The sequence below is a fragment of the Mesorhizobium sp. P2_B11 genome (assembly GCF_056404855.1).
Map to the genome: position 1 here is coordinate 37,020 of NZ_JBFUDF010000008.1, position 14,059 is coordinate 51,078.

Consider the following 14,059-nt stretch of genomic DNA (forward strand, 5'->3'; position numbering starts at 1 on the left):
GCTGGGCGGTACATCATAGTTTAATGACGGCGTTCAGGGACCCTGCCACAACGGCCAGGTCGGCGACCACTCCTGGGGCTTCGCTGCTTGAGAGCGACCATCGCACTCTCCCCGTTTTGGAGGCGTCTGATGCAAAACCGACCTGTGCGCCCTTACAGCGAAGCATTTTATCCGAACGACCTCGATGCACTCAAAGCTGTCTTTGACTGGCTGTGCGCTGAGTTTCATGTGCTTCCGGAAACCTCAGAGGCGCACGAAATTGCCGGTGAGCTCATAAGGCTTTTCCAGACCGGCATGGCTGATGAGGATATGTTGAAGATCGCGATGCGCGCGCGCTGGCAGAGAGACTGGAAGGTCGCCGGCTAGGGTTTCTTGGCGCCAAGCTCTGCCGCAACGGTGCAGCCAGGTGCCAAGGCACAACATACGCGTGCATCTGGCGTCGGATCACCATATGTCCGCCCTTGACGTCGCCCACCCCAGTAGCCGCCGGTCCTCTTCCGGCTATTCTCGTCGTTTCGAACGCAGACCCGTTTCGCACTAAGCAGCGACGCGGTGTCCGCGACAGAGAATTGTTAGTTTCTGAGGACTGGTAGCGGGAGAGGGACTTGAACCCCCGACCCCAGGATTATGATTCCCGTGCTCTAACCAACTGAGCTACCCCGCCAGGGCGGCGAAAGGCCCGAAATCCGCCTTAAATCGAAAGGCATTTCGAGGCGTTTGCCAAGGTCGCGCGGATATAAGGTTGGGAGGGCGAGCCTGTCAAGCATCGATGCGTCAGCAACGCCGGCATATTGTCGCCGGCGAAAAGCTTTGGCGGGCAGACATCTGAGGTGAGCCGCCGGGGTTGAGTTCGGCGAGGCACGTCGCTATGTCTCGGCCAAGAAATCTAGAGTTTGAAGCTGATGAAGCCGCGCATTGCAGTCCTCGGTTGCGGATACTGGGGCAGCAACCACATCCGCACCCTCAAGGCGCTCGGCGCGCTGCATGCGGTTTCCGATGCCAATCGGGCGCGGGCCGAAGGTTTTGCCAGCGAGCAGGACTGCCTGGCGATCGAGCCCGACCAGCTGTTCGTGCGCGACGATATCGACGCCATCGTCATGGCGCTGCCGCCGCAATTCCATGCCGATCTCGCCGTCCGAGCCGCTGAAGCCGGCAAGGACGTGCTGGTGGAAAAGCCGATTGCGCTGACGGTGCCCGACGCCGAACGCGCGGTGCAGGCGGCAAAGGACAATGGCCGCGTGTTCATGGTCGGCCATGTCCTGCGCTTTCATCCCGCCTTCGAGACGCTGAAGGCGCTGATCGACAATGGCGAGCTCGGCGAAGTCCGCTACATTCATTCGCACCGGCTCGGCCTCGGCAAATTCCACACCGAAAACGACGCGCTGTGGGATCTTGCGCCGCACGATCTGTCGATGATCCTGGCCATCACCGGCACCGAGCCGATCGAGGTCAGGGGCGAAGGAGCGGCACTGCTCGACAATCTCAGCGACTTTGCGCATCTGCACATGCGCTTTCCCAATGGATTGCGCAGCCATCTCTTCACCTCGCGGCTCAACCCTTACCGCGAGCGACGGCTGACCGTCGTCGGCACCAAGGCGATGGCGGTGTTCGACGATGTCGAGCCGTGGGAGCGCAAGCTTGCCGTCTATCGCCACGCAGTGTGGCAGGACAGCGGCCAGTGGGCCTTCACCACCAACGAGCCGTCCTATGTCGCGGTCGGCCAGGGCATGCCGCTGACGCGCGAGCTGGAGCACTTCATCCAGTGCATCGAGACGCGGGCCGAACCGCGCACCAGCGGCGAGGAAGCCATCAGGGTGCTACGCATCCTGACCGCGGGCACGGTGACGCACACAAAGTCCTGAGACCGTCTGGAAATTCTACTCCAACGGCCAACGATCTCTGAGAGGCTGGTGGCTTACTCTGCGGGAACCTGTGCCGGACGGGCTGCGAGCCGCGTCAGCATGGCTTCGGCCTCGGCGCCGCGCTCGGAGCGCTCGATGAAGCCGCCGCCGAAGACGCGGGCCTCGTTGCCGTCGTCGGAATAGAGCACGCAACCCTGTCCGGGCGCGATGCCGGACTCGCCGTCGACCAGCTCCACCCATGTCGCGCCGGCGCGGTGATGCAGCACGGCGGGGCGCGGCGGCCGCGTCGAGCGGACCTTGGCGAACAGCTCCATGCCGGCCGCCGGGATGTCCGACAGCGAGCGGTCGCCCAGCCAGTTCATGTTGCGCAGGTAAATCTTGTGCGTCTCCAGCGCCTCGCGCGGGCCGACAATGACGCGGGCCCGGTCGGCGTCGAGATGGACGACGTAGAGCGGCTCGCCCGAGGCGATGCCGATGCCGCGGCGCTGACCGATCGTGTAGCGCAATATGCCGTCATGGCGGCCAAGCACGCGGCCGTCGATATGGACGATGTCGCCCGGATTGGCGGCAGCCGGCTTCAGCTTGGCGATGATATCGGAATACTTGCCCTGCGGCACGAAGCAGATGTCCTGGCTGTCCTGCTTGGCGGCGACGGTCAGCCCCATCTCTTCGGCGATAGCCCGCACCGCGGGCTTCGACAGGCCGCCGAGTGGAAAGCGCAGATAGTCGATCTGCGCCTGGGTGGTGGCAAACAGGAAATAGCTCTGGTCGCGGTCGGCATCGACCGGCCGGAACAGCGCACGGTGGGCGCCATTGGCGCCGGAGCGGATATAGTGGCCAGTGGCGAGCGCGTCGGCGCCAAGGTCCTTGGCGGTGGCCAAAAGGTCGGCGAACTTCACCGTCTGATTGCAGGACACGCAAGGGATCGGCGTCTCGCCGGCGACATAGCTCTCGGCGAACGGATCGATCACCGCCTTGCGGAAGCGCTCTTCATAGTCGAGCACGTAGTGCGGGATGCCCAATGTCTCGGAAACGCGGCGGGCGTCGTCAATGTCCTGGCCGGCGCAGCACGAGCCCGCGCGGTGCGTTGCCGCGCCATGGTCGTAGAGTTGCAGCGTGACGCCGACGACATCATAGCCCTCGCGCTTCAACAGGCCTGCGACGACGGACGAATCGACGCCGCCCGACATGGCGACGACGACGCGGGTGTTTTGCGGGCTGGCGGGAAGGTCGAGGCTGTTCATGGTTCTTTCGTTCTGCGCGGCGCTTCAATGGCAGTGGCGCGAATATAGGTCAACCACATCAACGGCGCCAGCTTTGCGGCGGCGCCGATTTCACGGGAAAATTGCGCGTCTCCCTGCCGTTCACTCAAATGCCGGCGAAAAGACTAACGCGGCGTTCATGATCCTTACCTAGTCATTAGGGTTCGCTTAGGCAATTTTTAAAGCTGTGGCGGTAATGTGGTGGGGATTGGGTCTTTGAGTTTTTTGTAGAGAGTACGATGACCGATCTTGTTAGACCGCGAGTCAAATATGTTATCGGGCCTGACGGCAGCCCTCTTACGATTGCCGATCTGCCGCCGACGAATACACGTCGCTGGGTTATCCGGCGTAAGGCGGAAGTGGTTGCTGCGGTTCGCGGCGGGCTTTTGAGCCTCGACGAGGCATGCCAGCGCTACAAGCTGACCACCGAGGAATTCCTGTCCTGGCAAGCGTCGATCGACGAATACGGCCTTGCCGGGCTGCGCACGACGCGCATCCAGCAATACCGGCACTAGAGCCAGGATCTCAACAGAAAAGGGCGCGGTAACCGCGCCCTTTTGCCTTTTTTAGGCCTGTTTCAGACCGTCAGCACCACCTTGCCGATCGGCCTGGTGGCGAGAAAGGCGTGCGCAGCGCCCGCCTGTTCGAGCGGAAAAGCCTTTGCCACATGGACGGTGAGCTTTCCCGCATCGACCAGTTTGCCAAGCTCAACGAGGCCTTCGCGGTCAGGCACCACGGACATGCGCTCGACGCGGATGCTTCGCGCCGCAGCCTTGGCCCGGGTGGTGTCGTGGACGTTGAGCAGCGACACCAGGACGCCACCGTCCTTCAGGACTGTCAGCGATCGCTCGGCATGGTCGCCGCCCATCGGGTCCAGCACCAGATCGAGGTCGCCGACCTCGCCGGTAAAATCGCCCTTGGTGTAGTCGATGACCTCGTCGGCGCCAAGCGAGCGGACGAAATCGAGTTTTCCCGGGCTGGCGGTGGCGATGGCATAGGCGCCGCGCGCCTTGGCGATCTGCACCGCCAGATGCCCGACGCCGCCGGCCGCGGCATGGATCAGCACGCGCTGGCCAGGCTTCAGGCCGCCATGGCGGACAAGGCCTTGCCAGGCGGTCAGGCCGGCCAGCGGCAGCGCGCCGGCGTGGTTGTGGTCGATGCCTTGCGGCTTCGGTGCGATTTCATCGGCAGGGGTGACAGCGAGTTCCGCATAGGCCGCGGCCTCTCTGGGGAAACGCGGCATGCCGAACACGGCGTCACCGACCTTGAGGCTGCCGTTGACGCCTGGGCCAACCGCCTCGACCGTTCCTGAAATATCCCAGCCAAGGGTGAAGGGCGGTTCGCCCAGCAATGGGTAATAGCCGGCGCGCACCGCGCCATCGACCGGATTGATGCCGGCTGCGTGCACGCGGACGAGCACTTCGCCTGATTTGGGCGAGGGGGCGGGACGATCGGCGATGACGAGGACGTCGGGTCCGCCGACGGAATTCTGGACAACGGCACGCATGGCAAGCTCCTGCTGGGTTTCTGTGCCACTATCATTTGGATAGTAATATCCCATTGTCTAGTATGTACCTTTTCGATATATAGGCACCTCATGGATAGTGATAATGATTGCGGCTTCGGCTATGATGCCTTCCAGCGGACGTGCCCTTCGCACGCCGTTCTCGAAATGCTGGCCAGCAAATGGGTCTATCTGGTGGTTTGCGCATTGCGCCGCGGCCGGATGCGCAATGGCGAGCTGGCGCGCAGGCTGGAAGGCATTACGCCCAAAATGCTGACGCAGACGCTGCGCATTCTCGAGCGCGACGGTCTGGTGCGGCGCGAAATCTTTCCGGTGATCCCGCCGCGGGTCGAATATGAACTGACCGAACTTGGCCAGAACCTGGCGGGGCTGCTCACCCAGATACGGTCCTGGTCGGAAGAGCATGTGCCCGACATCAAGGAGGCACGGGCAAGGGCAGCGGCGAACCTGGATGGGGAGTCGCAGGCACAGGTGTGAGGCTGCGGTCGCCTTGTGGCCAGATCAGCAGCGCCCGGGCCTTTGGGCGCGTCTCCACGCGAAGCGCGGCGTCAGTCGACGCCGGCTGGATCAAACCCTGTCTTCAGCCGATCATGGCGCTGCGGCCGCCGAGTTCCGCATCGCGGATCTTGGTGTCGCGCGATTCCAGCATCTCGGCCTTGGAAAGCTCCGCTTCAGCTTCGCCGAGTAATGATTCGGCAGCGCTTCGCTGCTGGGCGAGGTCGCTCTGCGAATTTCTGAGGTTGTCGCGGCGCAGACGCGCCGCCTTGGCGAAGGTAGGATAGGCAAAATGATTGATGTCGGTGATGCCGGCCTTCTTCTCCTCGGCGGTGATCTGAAGCTCCAGTTCAACGGCCATGCGCTCGAACTCGGCGATCATCATGTCGAGCTGCAGCAGCTGCCGCCGCTTCTCATTCACCTGAAATTGCTTCAGTCGAACGAGGTTCTCACGTGACTTCATGATTCGGTACTCCCGGAAACGCACACCTGCACATATCGTCCAATCCGCTCGCCAGGGCCTGGCGCCGCCCGTATCCACCGGCATTCCCCGAACTATGGGAAACAAATTCCTAAAGTTTTTTGCCGGCGGTAACCATTCGTTTACGGGCATTGTTAATCATAAGGGCGAGGACTTAAGGCCGGGTAAAAATTCCGGCTCCCGATACGGAAGCCGGCCAGCGAGTCCCTTGAGTCACTTAGTCCGACTTATTAATGTGTTGCATTAGCGATTTGGTTCTGTGATTCATCATTAGATTCAAGAGGGTGTAGAAAGCGGTTAAAAAATCTGGTACCGTCCTGGGTGCGGAATTAGGTTTTGTTAACCATTCGATGGCAGCCTTCTGTTCAGGCAATCACTGCTCCGGTCCCGGATGGGTCGTGACATGGTCCGGCGGCAGAAAAGGGGAATGAAATGCGCGTTCTGCTGATAGAAGACGACAGTGCAACCGCTCAGAGCATCGAGCTGATGCTCAAATCCGAAAGTTTTAATGTTTATACGACCGACCTCGGCGAAGAGGGTGTCGATCTCGGTAAACTTTACGATTACGATATCATTCTTCTCGATCTCAACCTTCCCGACATGTCAGGCTACGAGGTCCTGCGGACACTTCGCCTCTCCAAGGTGAAGACGCCGATCCTGATCCTGTCCGGCATGGCCGGCATCGAGGACAAGGTGCGCGGCCTCGGCTTCGGCGCCGACGACTATATGACCAAGCCGTTCCACAAGGACGAACTGGTCGCCCGCATCCACGCCATAGTGCGCCGCTCCAAGGGCCATGCCCAGTCGGTCATCACCACCGGCGATCTGGTGGTCAATCTCGATGCCAAGACCGTCGAAGTCGGTGGCCAGCGCGTGCATCTGACCGGCAAGGAATACCAGATGCTGGAGCTGCTCTCGCTGCGCAAGGGCACCACGCTGACCAAGGAAATGTTCCTCAACCACCTCTATGGCGGTATGGACGAACCGGAATTGAAGATCATCGACGTCTTTATCTGCAAGCTACGCAAGAAGCTCGACGCTGCGTCCGGTGGCCAGAACTACATCGAAACCGTCTGGGGCCGCGGCTATGTGCTGCGCGAGCCGGAAGACATCCGCGTCAGCGCCTGAGCGAACACCATCTGATTGAATTCAATGCAAAAAACCCGGCTTAGGCCGGGTTTTTTGTTGTCCCTTTTGGCCGAACCCGAGCCGAATCAGGCGGCGATCTTTAGGGTGCGAAAGCGTTCGAGCAGCTGCGGCCGGTTGAACGGCTTCAAGAGATAGCCCTGGGCGCCGGCGCGCTTTGCCTTCATGATCGAGGCGACATCGACCTCGACCAGCGAAATCAGAATCTGCGGCTTGATCGCGCTTTCCATGGCGCGGACCTGGCGGATGACATCGACCGCCTGCATGTCGGGCAGGGCGCCGTCGACGACGATGACATCGGGCATCTCGGCAGCGCACATCTCGACCGCGTCAAGTCCGGTGGCCGCTTCGATCACAATCATGTCGGAGCCGCCAAGAATCCGTTTTGCGACCTTCCTGATCACACTTGAATCGTCGACAAACATGCAGCGCTTCATTTCCGGGTCCTCTTTGCCTTGGGGCGAACCGGCGGCATCCGGGGTATCGGAATGCACCTTAGGCCAATCTGGTAAAGAAGCCGAAAAGCGGTTAGGTAAAGTTTTTGCAAAAATGTCGTTTGCGCGCGGTGCCCGCGGACACGCCACAGGCGACGAAACTTGGCTGTTCTGAATTTCGGCCAAGCCCGCAAATATCAGTGGCGAAAAATACTTGATTTGTTCTTGGCTGTCGGCCGAGCCGGCAAACGACCGGGATCGTCAGGCCGCGGACAGCACGATCTCTTCGGCGGTCGCGTGGATGGAGATCGTCATGTTGGCCTCACGCGCCAAGAGCAGCGTGTAATAGGGCTGGACCGAATGGGCGTCGATCGGCTCCTCGGGCTTGTTGCCGGAATGAAGTTCGAGGAATTTCGGCGGCACGCGCAGCATCGGGCCACTGGCGGCAAGCGCAAAGCGCGGCTCGGTGTCGAGGCTTTCCAGCGTGACCACAAGCTTGCCGCCGCGCGGGATGGCGGCGTTGGCGACGAGCAGCAAATTAAGCAGCAGCTTGACCTTGTTTTTCGGCAGCAGGGCGCGAACCCCGTTCCAGACCAGGTCCGGCTTCTCGTTCTTCAGGAAAGCGATGGCGACCGACTCGGCGTCGCCTGTGTCGATCATCATGCCGGCCGAACCGGCGGCGCCGAAGGCGATGCGGGCGAATTGCAGGCGGGCCGATGCGTTTCTGGCGCTCTGGCGAATCAGCTTCATGGCGTCTTCGTCGGCGCCGCCCTCGTCGAGGAGTTCAAGGCCGTTGTTGATGGCGCCAACCGGTGAAATGATGTCGTGGCAGACACGGCTGCACAACAGCGCCGCGAGATCGGGTGCGGAGAGAGAGAAAAGCTCGGCCATCGGCGAAAATCCCTGCTAAAAATTCACGTCCTGGTGGCCACGCGACCGTCAGCCGCGCCTTACCCACCCGAATCACGCCCTTTCCCCAGCGCTTCTGAATACACAGCGCCCGGGCGTCCAGCAACAAATCCACAATTCTCGTTAGCAAAAATGGCGAGTTTGCACAGGATGGGAGCCCGCGCAGACGGTCAGAACAGCCTTCGAACCGCCATGTTCATGTGGGAGGTTAATGGTTGAAAAAGGATTACGGCATAGTTTGCCCGTAACAGCCATCCTTAACGGCCGCCTAAAGAGCCGTGCGGGGTGCGAGGCGTCGGCGAAAGTGCTCCCTGACGGAGATTGGAAGCATGGTTTCCCGATTCTACGACCGGACCTTTGTCCGTGTCTTCTTTATGGCGATTGCCCTCATGGGCGCTCTCGCCTTTTCAACCTCTGCGTCGCGGGCGCAGGAATACACCGCTCAGGAGATCGTCGATTCCGGCCACAAGTTCTTCGGCGCGACGTCGGGCGGTCTCGCCACCGTCGTCGAGAAGATTTTTGCCTCCTACGGCCTGCCCAATGGCTATCTGCTCGGCGAAGAGGGTTCCGGCGCGGTGATCGGCGGCCTGACCTATGGCGAAGGCACGCTCTACACCAAGAATGCCGGCGACCATAAGGTGTTCTGGCAAGGTCCGTCGCTCGGCTGGGATTTCGGCGGCGAGGGATCGCGGGTGATGATGCTCGTCTACAATCTCGACGACGTCAGCAATCTCTACAACAGGTTCGGCGGCGTTGCCGGTTCTGCCTACGTCGTGGCCGGCGTCGGCTTCAACGTGCTGCAGAACAACAGGGTGCTGCTGGTGCCGATCCGCACCGGCGTCGGCGCGCGGCTTGGCGTCAATCTCGGCTATCTGAAGCTGACGCAGCGGCCGACCTGGAATCCTTTCTGAGCGATTCCGACCACAGTTCGACCCGATCAACAGGTTCTGACCCGATCAAGCTGCGGCATACTCTTGCCGCAGCGCTGGATTTGCGTCATGCGAACGTGGCAAAGTCCAGAGTTGGCGGTTGCCGGATAGCGGCCCGCCCGTAACGGGTAGTCACCTTGGTTCAGTCGATCCTGTTCTTCGCCCTCGGCTTTCTGTGCGCCGGCTTTCTGGCGCTGCTGGTCGCGCCGGCCATCTGGCGGCGGGCGGTCGCGTTGACACGCAAGCGTGTCGAGGCGTCGGTGCCCCGAACGCTGGAGGAGATCCAGGCCGACAAGGACAGCGTGCGGGCCGAATTCGCCATGACGACGCGCCGGCTTGAAATGAGCGTCAAGACGCTGCGTGAGCAAACAAATGAGCAACTCGTCGAAATCAGTCGCGGGCGCGAGGCGCTGAAGGGCCTGGCGGTCGAGCGCAAGGACAAGAAGCAGGCGCTTTCGGAGCTCGGCGAAAAAAACGAACTGCTCCTGCATCGCGAGCAGCAGATACAGCAGCTGACGGACAAGCTCGTACAAGCCGAGCGCATGATGGAAAAGCGCGCGCTTGAGCTGGAAAAGCTCGAGCACATGTATGACGACGCCTCCTTCTCCTCCAGCAACCGACAGATCGAACTGGTGGCGCGCGAATCCGAGCTGGAAAAGTTTGCCAACGACATTTCGGTGCTGCGCGGCCAGCGCAAGGAAGCCGACAAGCGCCATCAGGAAGTCGTCGCCGAGGGCAAGGCCACGCGTGACGCGCTGAAGGCCGAGAAGAAGAGAACCGCCGACCTCGAGAAGAAGCTCGAGCGCCTGCTCGCCACGCTTGCCGATCGCGAGGACAAGCTGGATCGCCGTGAAAAGGACCTGGCCCGGCTTCGCGAACGGTTAAAGGGCGAGGCTGGGGGAGGCGCCGTGGCTGCTGGTTTGGCTGGTGTTCAGGACAATGTCCCTGCGAGGAACGACGACGTCGACAAGGCGCTCGCCAAGCTCGAAGGCGATCGGGAGCGGCTGGAAGCCAGGCTGACGACGCTGGCGCGGGAGAACAAGCGGTTGAAGACGGAGCTTGGCGCCGCTGGAACCGCGAAGCCCATTAACGGCAATGATGCCGGCGATGCGTTGCGCGAACAGATGAACACGCTGGCGGCGGAGGTCGTCAGCCTCACGGCCAAGCTCGAAGGGCCGGATTCGCCGATCGCCAAGGCATTGGCGGCGCCGCAGGAAGCGCGGTCGGGAACCGTCAGCCTCGCCGATCGCGTGCGAGCACTGCAGAGGGCAGATTTGCCGAGTTGAATGGCGAGGGAGCTGGCTTGCGCCCTTAACAGGCCATTCCCATGTCTAACGTCATGATCGTCTATGGCGTGCTTGTCATCTCGTCGCTTGTGCTCTGGCACTTTCATCCGGTGCTTTTTGAAGTGTTGGACACTGTGGCGTCGCTGTTCGAGAAGACGGCAAGAGATCGCGAGGCGACCGGCGCTCCGATACCGTTGGCCGACGACATGGAGACTTTCAGGATCGAGGCCGCGCCGACCGAGGCCGGCACTACGCGCGTTGTCCTTAAAGCGCGTCGCGCTGAAACGGATTCATGCGACGCGCTTTAAGTCTTTGTTTGATGGATGTCGTTCTCTCAAAACCGGGGCCACTTTTGCCTTCCATCAGACTGGCTCCTAACGCCAGCCGAGGCGCATCAGCGCGAAAAATGATGCAGCGCAATCGCTGAGGCGGCGGCGACATTCAGGCTGTCGAAGCCTTGCGCCATGGCGATCCGCACGGTTTGCAGGCGAGCGAGCAGGCTTTCGGGCAGGCCTTCCCCTTCGGTGCCGAGATAGAGCGCCAGCCGGTTCGTCCTCTCTGCGTCGCGAATATCGGCCGCGCCACGTGGCGACAGCGCAAACTGGCTGAAGCCCAGACGGCCGAGTGCGGTGATGAAACCGGTCGTGTCCTCAAACGATGCAAAGGGAACCTTCAGCGCCGCGCCGACCGAGACACGGATCGCCTTGCGGTACAGCGGATCGCAGCAGGTCGCTTCGAGAAATACGGCATCGGCGCCGAAGGCGGCGGCGTTGCGGAAGATCGACCCCATATTGTCGTGGTTGGCGATGCCGACGAGCACGACGATCAGCGCGTTCGCAGGCAAGGTCTCCAGCAAGGCTTCGGCGGGCAGCGCGGTGCCCTTGCTGCCGATCGCCAATATGCCGCGGTGCATGTGGAAGCCGGCGATCCTGTCCATGATGTCGCTTGTCGCGACGTAAACAGGCAGGTCGGCAGGGGCCTTGCGCAAGATGTCGTCGAGCCCGGCCAGCCGGTTTTCAAGAACCAGGACCGACTCGGCGGTGAAGCGTCCGGCCGACAGCAGGACGTCCAGCACCACCTTGCCTTCGGCGACGAACCGGCCATGGCGGCCGGTGAGATCGCGTTCGCGGATGTCGAGATAGGCGGCGACCCGCGGATCGCGCGCGTCGTCGATCTGGATCGGATCCATCATTACCTCGGCCGGCGAAAATCGTCAGCGAGGTAAGGAGCGATCGGAGCGGCAGGTCAAGTCCCGGCGCGGCGCAGACGCGTTGCCATCTGGGACAAATCGCCGGCGCCGAAAATGCCGTCCAGCATGCGCAAGAGATCGCGCACGGCTTCGGACTTGCACGAATAGTAGATCATCTGCCGGTCGCGGCGGGTCTCGACAAGGTCGAGCGCTCTGAGCTTGGCCAGATGTTGCGACAAAGCGGACTGGCTGAGCACCACCTTTTCGGCGATGGCACCGACCGACATTTCACCGTCGGTCAGATGGCTCATGATCAAAAGCCGCTTTTCGTTGCCCATAAGGGTCAGAAATGTCGCCGCCGATTCGGCATTGGCGATTAATTTGGTCGAGACCATCGATGCCCCATGTTTCCCTGCTCATCCGAACGCTATGGGGGCAAATAGCGTTGGGTGCTATAATTCAGCTGTGGATGCACGCTGCTGATTCAGCGCTACCTGAATCGTAGATCATTTCGCCCAAATCTCAAGACATGCTTTTGATTCATGACGATTATCCTTGCTAACCCTGCGTAGCCGGCGCACGTCCGGCCCTGGCCATGTCGACCAGAACCGGCCGCAGGTCACGCGCTGTCTTCAATGGTTGCGGAAAATAGACCCTGCAAACGGCGTCGCCCGATGCCAGGTCCATGCCCTCGGCATCGAAGCCGGTCATGGTCCAGCCATCACCTTCGGCCTTGGCAAAATGACGGGCATAGACGGCGATTGCGTCGAGGTGGTCGGCGTTCATGTGGTCGAGGGCTGACTGTTCGCTGGCCGCCAGCTCGTCGACGATCGGTCCATCGGTGATGAGATCGGCACGTTCCAGCAGATAGGCCTTGCCAAAACCGCCATTGAGGCTGGCGCGCTCCGGCTCGAGGCGGAAGATCGAAAAATCGCCGAGCCCGGAATACAGCTTTGCCTTGGGGTTGCGGTTGAGATAGCGCCGCTCGGCGCGGGCATGCGCGCTCGAGCCGCGCTCAAGCGGCTGCGCCCGGCAGACCAGCGTTATCCTGGGATGCGCCAGCGGATCGCCCTTGCCGGGTTCGCCGACAAGCAGCGAGCAGCGCGGCTCGGCAAGCATCGCCCCGGTGTGAGCGGACAACGCCGAGACAAGGATCAGCGGCGCGCCATCAATGTCGGTGGCGACGCCGACCCGAGAGGCCAGCGGCGAGCCGGTTTTGGGCTCGATCACCGCCATGGCGCCGAAACGGGCGCTGCGGATCAGCGTTGCAGCCAGTCTGGTCGCCTCGGCGTCCGTCGCGCGAATGACGTCCTTCTTCGGCTGGTCCAAGATGCTCACCGGGTTAAGTTGATTTTCATCGTCCAGTTATTGGCCAATCAGGCCGGATTTGACAAGCGCTTTGACCTCATCCGCCGAAAAGCCGAAGCGCGCCAGCACGATTTGCGGCCGCTGGTCGTCGTCGACCGGTATGGCGGCGAGCGACGGCTGCGAGCCCGAGAAACGCGGCGCGGGCGCCGGGCGCTCGAACGCGCCCGTCTTCACAAATGCGTGACGAGCGCTGATATGCGGGTGATTCCTGGCCTCTGTCAGCGACAAAACCGGCGCAACGCAGGCGTCGGTCTCCTCAAACAGCCCGGCCCAGTCGTCGCGTGTTTTCTGCCGGAACCGGCCGGCAATGGCGGCGCGCATCTGCGGCCACAGCGCCTTGTCGTACTGGCCGCGGACAAAATGCTCGCCGAGCGGCAGCAGGTTTGCGAATTCGACGAAGAAGCGCGGCTCGAGGCAACCGACCGCGACATGGCGTCCGTCCGCCGTCTCATAGGTGTCGTAGAAGGGCGCACCGGAATCGAGCAGGTTGGCGCCGCGCCGGTCGCTCCACAGGCCGGCCGCCATGAAGGCGTGTATGGGCGCCGCCAGCATCGACGCGCCTTCGACCATTGCCGCGTCAACCACCTGGCCCTTGCCGGAGCGCGAACGCTCAAACAGCGCGGCGAGCACGCCGGCGATCAGCATCATGGCGCCGCCGCCATTGTCGGCGATCAGGTTCAGCGGCGGCACGGGCCGGCCTTTCTCCCGACCGATGGCATGCAGCACACCGGAATAGGCGAGGTAGGTGATGTCGTGGCCGGCGCGGCCAGCCAGCGGCCCGTCCTGGCCAAAGCCGGTCATGCGGCCATAGATCAGCGCCGGGTTGCGGGCCAGTGCCGTATCCGGGCCGAGACCGAGCCGCTCCATCACCCCGGGGCGAAAACCCTCGACCAGCAGATCGGCTTTCTCGACGAGACCCAGCACCAGCTCGATGCCTTGCTCTTGCTTGAGGTCAACGCGCAGGATGGAACGGCCGTGACGGTCGAGATTGTGCGCGTCGGAGAGCGGCAGCAAAGGCTGGTCCGACCCGGCGCGCTCGATGCGCAGCACCTCGGCGCCCATTTCCGACAGCATCAGTCCGGCCAGCGGCACCGGGCCGAGCCCGGCCATCTCGATGATTTTGAGGCCGGCCAACGGACCGGTCTTCACTGCGGCTTCGCCGGCCGCCATCGC

18 protein-coding genes and 1 tRNA gene are annotated in these 14,059 nt (G+C 62.2%); 9 read left to right on the top strand and 10 right to left on the bottom strand.

Annotated elements, in window-relative coordinates:
- The first annotated feature begins 129 nt into the window (after positions 1–129).
- The gene (locus AC1DYJ_RS24965) at positions 130–366 is read left to right on the top strand and encodes a hypothetical protein (protein ID WP_477285466.1); all 237 of its coding nucleotides are present in this window, start codon (positions 130–132) and stop codon (positions 364–366) included.
- A gap of 221 nt (positions 367–587) precedes the next feature.
- Here AC1DYJ_RS24965 and AC1DYJ_RS24970 read toward each other — a convergent pair.
- Positions 588–664, bottom strand: a tRNA-Met gene (locus AC1DYJ_RS24970).
- A gap of 238 nt (positions 665–902) precedes the next feature.
- Between AC1DYJ_RS24970 and AC1DYJ_RS24975 the strand changes: the two genes are divergently transcribed.
- Entirely contained in the window at positions 903–1,862 is a 960-nt protein-coding gene (locus AC1DYJ_RS24975) for a Gfo/Idh/MocA family protein (RefSeq protein WP_023683623.1), read from the top strand.
- A gap of 53 nt (positions 1,863–1,915) precedes the next feature.
- On the opposite strand, the gene mnmA is transcribed toward AC1DYJ_RS24975, so the two are convergent.
- Positions 1,916–3,106, bottom strand: coding sequence for a tRNA 2-thiouridine(34) synthase MnmA (gene mnmA / locus AC1DYJ_RS24980; protein ID WP_477285464.1), 1,191 nt, complete (start codon positions 3,104–3,106; stop codon positions 1,916–1,918).
- A 257-nt stretch (positions 3,107–3,363) separates the two neighbouring features.
- Here mnmA and sciP point away from each other — a divergent pair, with 257 nt between their 5' ends.
- Entirely contained in the window at positions 3,364–3,639 is a 276-nt protein-coding gene (sciP, locus tag AC1DYJ_RS24985; RefSeq protein WP_013529904.1) for a CtrA inhibitor SciP, read from the top strand.
- Positions 3,640–3,701: 62 nt separating this feature from the next.
- On the opposite strand, the gene AC1DYJ_RS24990 is transcribed toward sciP, so the two are convergent.
- A complete protein-coding gene (locus tag AC1DYJ_RS24990) occupies positions 3,702–4,631 on the bottom strand; it encodes an NADP-dependent oxidoreductase (protein ID WP_477285462.1) in 930 nt (309 codons plus the stop codon).
- 90 nt (positions 4,632–4,721) lie between these two features.
- Here AC1DYJ_RS24990 and AC1DYJ_RS24995 point away from each other — a divergent pair, with 90 nt between their 5' ends.
- A complete protein-coding gene (locus AC1DYJ_RS24995; RefSeq protein WP_477285460.1) occupies positions 4,722–5,126 on the top strand; it encodes a winged helix-turn-helix transcriptional regulator in 405 nt (134 codons plus the stop codon).
- A 103-nt stretch (positions 5,127–5,229) separates the two neighbouring features.
- On the opposite strand, the gene AC1DYJ_RS25000 is transcribed toward AC1DYJ_RS24995, so the two are convergent.
- Positions 5,230–5,607 (bottom strand): flagellar export protein FliJ, encoded by a 378-nt coding sequence (locus tag AC1DYJ_RS25000; protein ID WP_023669945.1) that lies wholly within the window; start codon positions 5,605–5,607, stop codon positions 5,230–5,232.
- Between the two features lie 450 nt (positions 5,608–6,057).
- Here AC1DYJ_RS25000 and ctrA point away from each other — a divergent pair, with 450 nt between their 5' ends.
- Positions 6,058–6,753, top strand: coding sequence for a response regulator transcription factor CtrA (gene ctrA / locus AC1DYJ_RS25005; RefSeq protein ID WP_006203583.1), 696 nt, complete (start codon positions 6,058–6,060; stop codon positions 6,751–6,753).
- 86 nt (positions 6,754–6,839) lie between these two features.
- Here ctrA and AC1DYJ_RS25010 read toward each other — a convergent pair whose 3' ends face one another.
- On the bottom strand, positions 6,840–7,208 hold the full coding sequence (locus AC1DYJ_RS25010; RefSeq protein ID WP_477285557.1) for a response regulator transcription factor: 369 nt from the start codon (positions 7,206–7,208) through the stop codon (positions 6,840–6,842).
- Between AC1DYJ_RS25010 and AC1DYJ_RS25015 the strand changes: the two genes are divergently transcribed.
- The gene (locus AC1DYJ_RS25015; protein ID WP_477285560.1) at positions 7,132–7,380 is read left to right on the top strand and encodes a hypothetical protein; all 249 of its coding nucleotides are present in this window, start codon (positions 7,132–7,134) and stop codon (positions 7,378–7,380) included. The two genes, AC1DYJ_RS25010 and AC1DYJ_RS25015, sit on opposite strands and share 77 nt — an antisense overlap.
- 86 nt (positions 7,381–7,466) lie before the next feature.
- Here the strand turns inward: AC1DYJ_RS25015 and chpT are convergent, their stop codons facing one another.
- Positions 7,467–8,096, bottom strand: a complete 630-nt coding sequence (chpT, locus tag AC1DYJ_RS25020) for a histidine phosphotransferase ChpT (protein WP_477285458.1) — start codon at positions 8,094–8,096, stop codon at positions 7,467–7,469.
- Positions 8,097–8,488: 392 nt separating this feature from the next.
- Here chpT and AC1DYJ_RS25025 point away from each other — a divergent pair, with 392 nt between their 5' ends.
- The 3 genes from AC1DYJ_RS25025 to AC1DYJ_RS25035 all read left to right on the top strand — a co-directional run bounded on the left by AC1DYJ_RS25025 (position 8,489) and on the right by AC1DYJ_RS25035 (position 10,637).
- The gene (locus AC1DYJ_RS25025; RefSeq protein ID WP_235984549.1) at positions 8,489–9,025 is read left to right on the top strand and encodes a DUF1134 domain-containing protein; all 537 of its coding nucleotides are present in this window, start codon (positions 8,489–8,491) and stop codon (positions 9,023–9,025) included.
- A gap of 155 nt (positions 9,026–9,180) precedes the next feature.
- Positions 9,181–10,329 carry a coiled-coil domain-containing protein gene (locus AC1DYJ_RS25030; protein WP_477285456.1) on the top strand — a complete coding sequence of 383 codons (1,149 nt, stop codon included), beginning with the start codon at positions 9,181–9,183 and terminating at the stop codon, positions 10,327–10,329.
- Between the two features lie 41 nt (positions 10,330–10,370).
- Positions 10,371–10,637 (top strand): hypothetical protein, encoded by a 267-nt coding sequence (locus AC1DYJ_RS25035; RefSeq protein ID WP_477285454.1) that lies wholly within the window; start codon positions 10,371–10,373, stop codon positions 10,635–10,637.
- Between the two features lie 86 nt (positions 10,638–10,723).
- Here the strand turns inward: AC1DYJ_RS25035 and AC1DYJ_RS25040 are convergent, their stop codons facing one another.
- The 4 genes from AC1DYJ_RS25040 to AC1DYJ_RS25055 form a co-directional block, all read right to left on the bottom strand.
- The gene (locus AC1DYJ_RS25040) at positions 10,724–11,518 is read right to left on the bottom strand and encodes a TrmH family RNA methyltransferase (protein ID WP_477285452.1); all 795 of its coding nucleotides are present in this window, start codon (positions 11,516–11,518) and stop codon (positions 10,724–10,726) included.
- 56 nt (positions 11,519–11,574) lie between these two features.
- Positions 11,575–11,913, bottom strand: coding sequence for an ArsR/SmtB family transcription factor (locus tag AC1DYJ_RS25045; protein WP_477285450.1), 339 nt, complete (start codon positions 11,911–11,913; stop codon positions 11,575–11,577).
- Positions 11,914–12,076: 163 nt separating this feature from the next.
- Positions 12,077–12,847, bottom strand: a complete 771-nt coding sequence (locus tag AC1DYJ_RS25050; RefSeq protein WP_477285448.1) for a HugZ family pyridoxamine 5'-phosphate oxidase — start codon at positions 12,845–12,847, stop codon at positions 12,077–12,079.
- A 36-nt stretch (positions 12,848–12,883) separates the two neighbouring features.
- Positions 12,884–14,056, bottom strand: coding sequence for a CaiB/BaiF CoA transferase family protein (locus AC1DYJ_RS25055; RefSeq protein ID WP_477285446.1), 1,173 nt, complete (start codon positions 14,054–14,056; stop codon positions 12,884–12,886).
- Positions 14,057–14,059 lie beyond the last annotated feature (3 nt).

Coding starts and splice junctions, on each gene's coding strand:
- AC1DYJ_RS24990 (WP_477285462.1), bottom strand. CDS start 4,631: ATGCGTGCCGTTGTCCAGAATTCCGTCGGCGGACCCGACGTCCTCGTC.
- chpT (WP_477285458.1), bottom strand. CDS start 8,096: ATGGCCGAGCTTTTCTCTCTCTCCGCACCCGATCTCGCGGCGCTGTTG.
- mnmA (WP_477285464.1), bottom strand. CDS start 3,106: ATGAACAGCCTCGACCTTCCCGCCAGCCCGCAAAACACCCGCGTCGTC.
- AC1DYJ_RS25025 (WP_235984549.1), top strand. CDS start 8,489: ATGGCGATTGCCCTCATGGGCGCTCTCGCCTTTTCAACCTCTGCGTCG.
- AC1DYJ_RS24995 (WP_477285460.1), top strand. CDS start 4,722: ATGGATAGTGATAATGATTGCGGCTTCGGCTATGATGCCTTCCAGCGG.
- AC1DYJ_RS24965 (WP_477285466.1), top strand. CDS start 130: ATGCAAAACCGACCTGTGCGCCCTTACAGCGAAGCATTTTATCCGAAC.
- AC1DYJ_RS25015 (WP_477285560.1), top strand. CDS start 7,132: ATGTCGGAGCCGCCAAGAATCCGTTTTGCGACCTTCCTGATCACACTT.
- AC1DYJ_RS25010 (WP_477285557.1), bottom strand. CDS start 7,208: ATGAAGCGCTGCATGTTTGTCGACGATTCAAGTGTGATCAGGAAGGTC.
- AC1DYJ_RS25035 (WP_477285454.1), top strand. CDS start 10,371: ATGTCTAACGTCATGATCGTCTATGGCGTGCTTGTCATCTCGTCGCTT.
- AC1DYJ_RS25055 (WP_477285446.1), bottom strand. CDS start 14,056: ATGGCGGCCGGCGAAGCCGCAGTGAAGACCGGTCCGTTGGCCGGCCTC.
- AC1DYJ_RS24975 (WP_023683623.1), top strand. CDS start 903: ATGAAGCCGCGCATTGCAGTCCTCGGTTGCGGATACTGGGGCAGCAAC.
- AC1DYJ_RS25000 (WP_023669945.1), bottom strand. CDS start 5,607: ATGAAGTCACGTGAGAACCTCGTTCGACTGAAGCAATTTCAGGTGAAT.
- AC1DYJ_RS25045 (WP_477285450.1), bottom strand. CDS start 11,913: ATGGTCTCGACCAAATTAATCGCCAATGCCGAATCGGCGGCGACATTT.
- ctrA (WP_006203583.1), top strand. CDS start 6,058: ATGCGCGTTCTGCTGATAGAAGACGACAGTGCAACCGCTCAGAGCATC.
- sciP (WP_013529904.1), top strand. CDS start 3,364: ATGACCGATCTTGTTAGACCGCGAGTCAAATATGTTATCGGGCCTGAC.
- AC1DYJ_RS25040 (WP_477285452.1), bottom strand. CDS start 11,518: ATGGATCCGATCCAGATCGACGACGCGCGCGATCCGCGGGTCGCCGCC.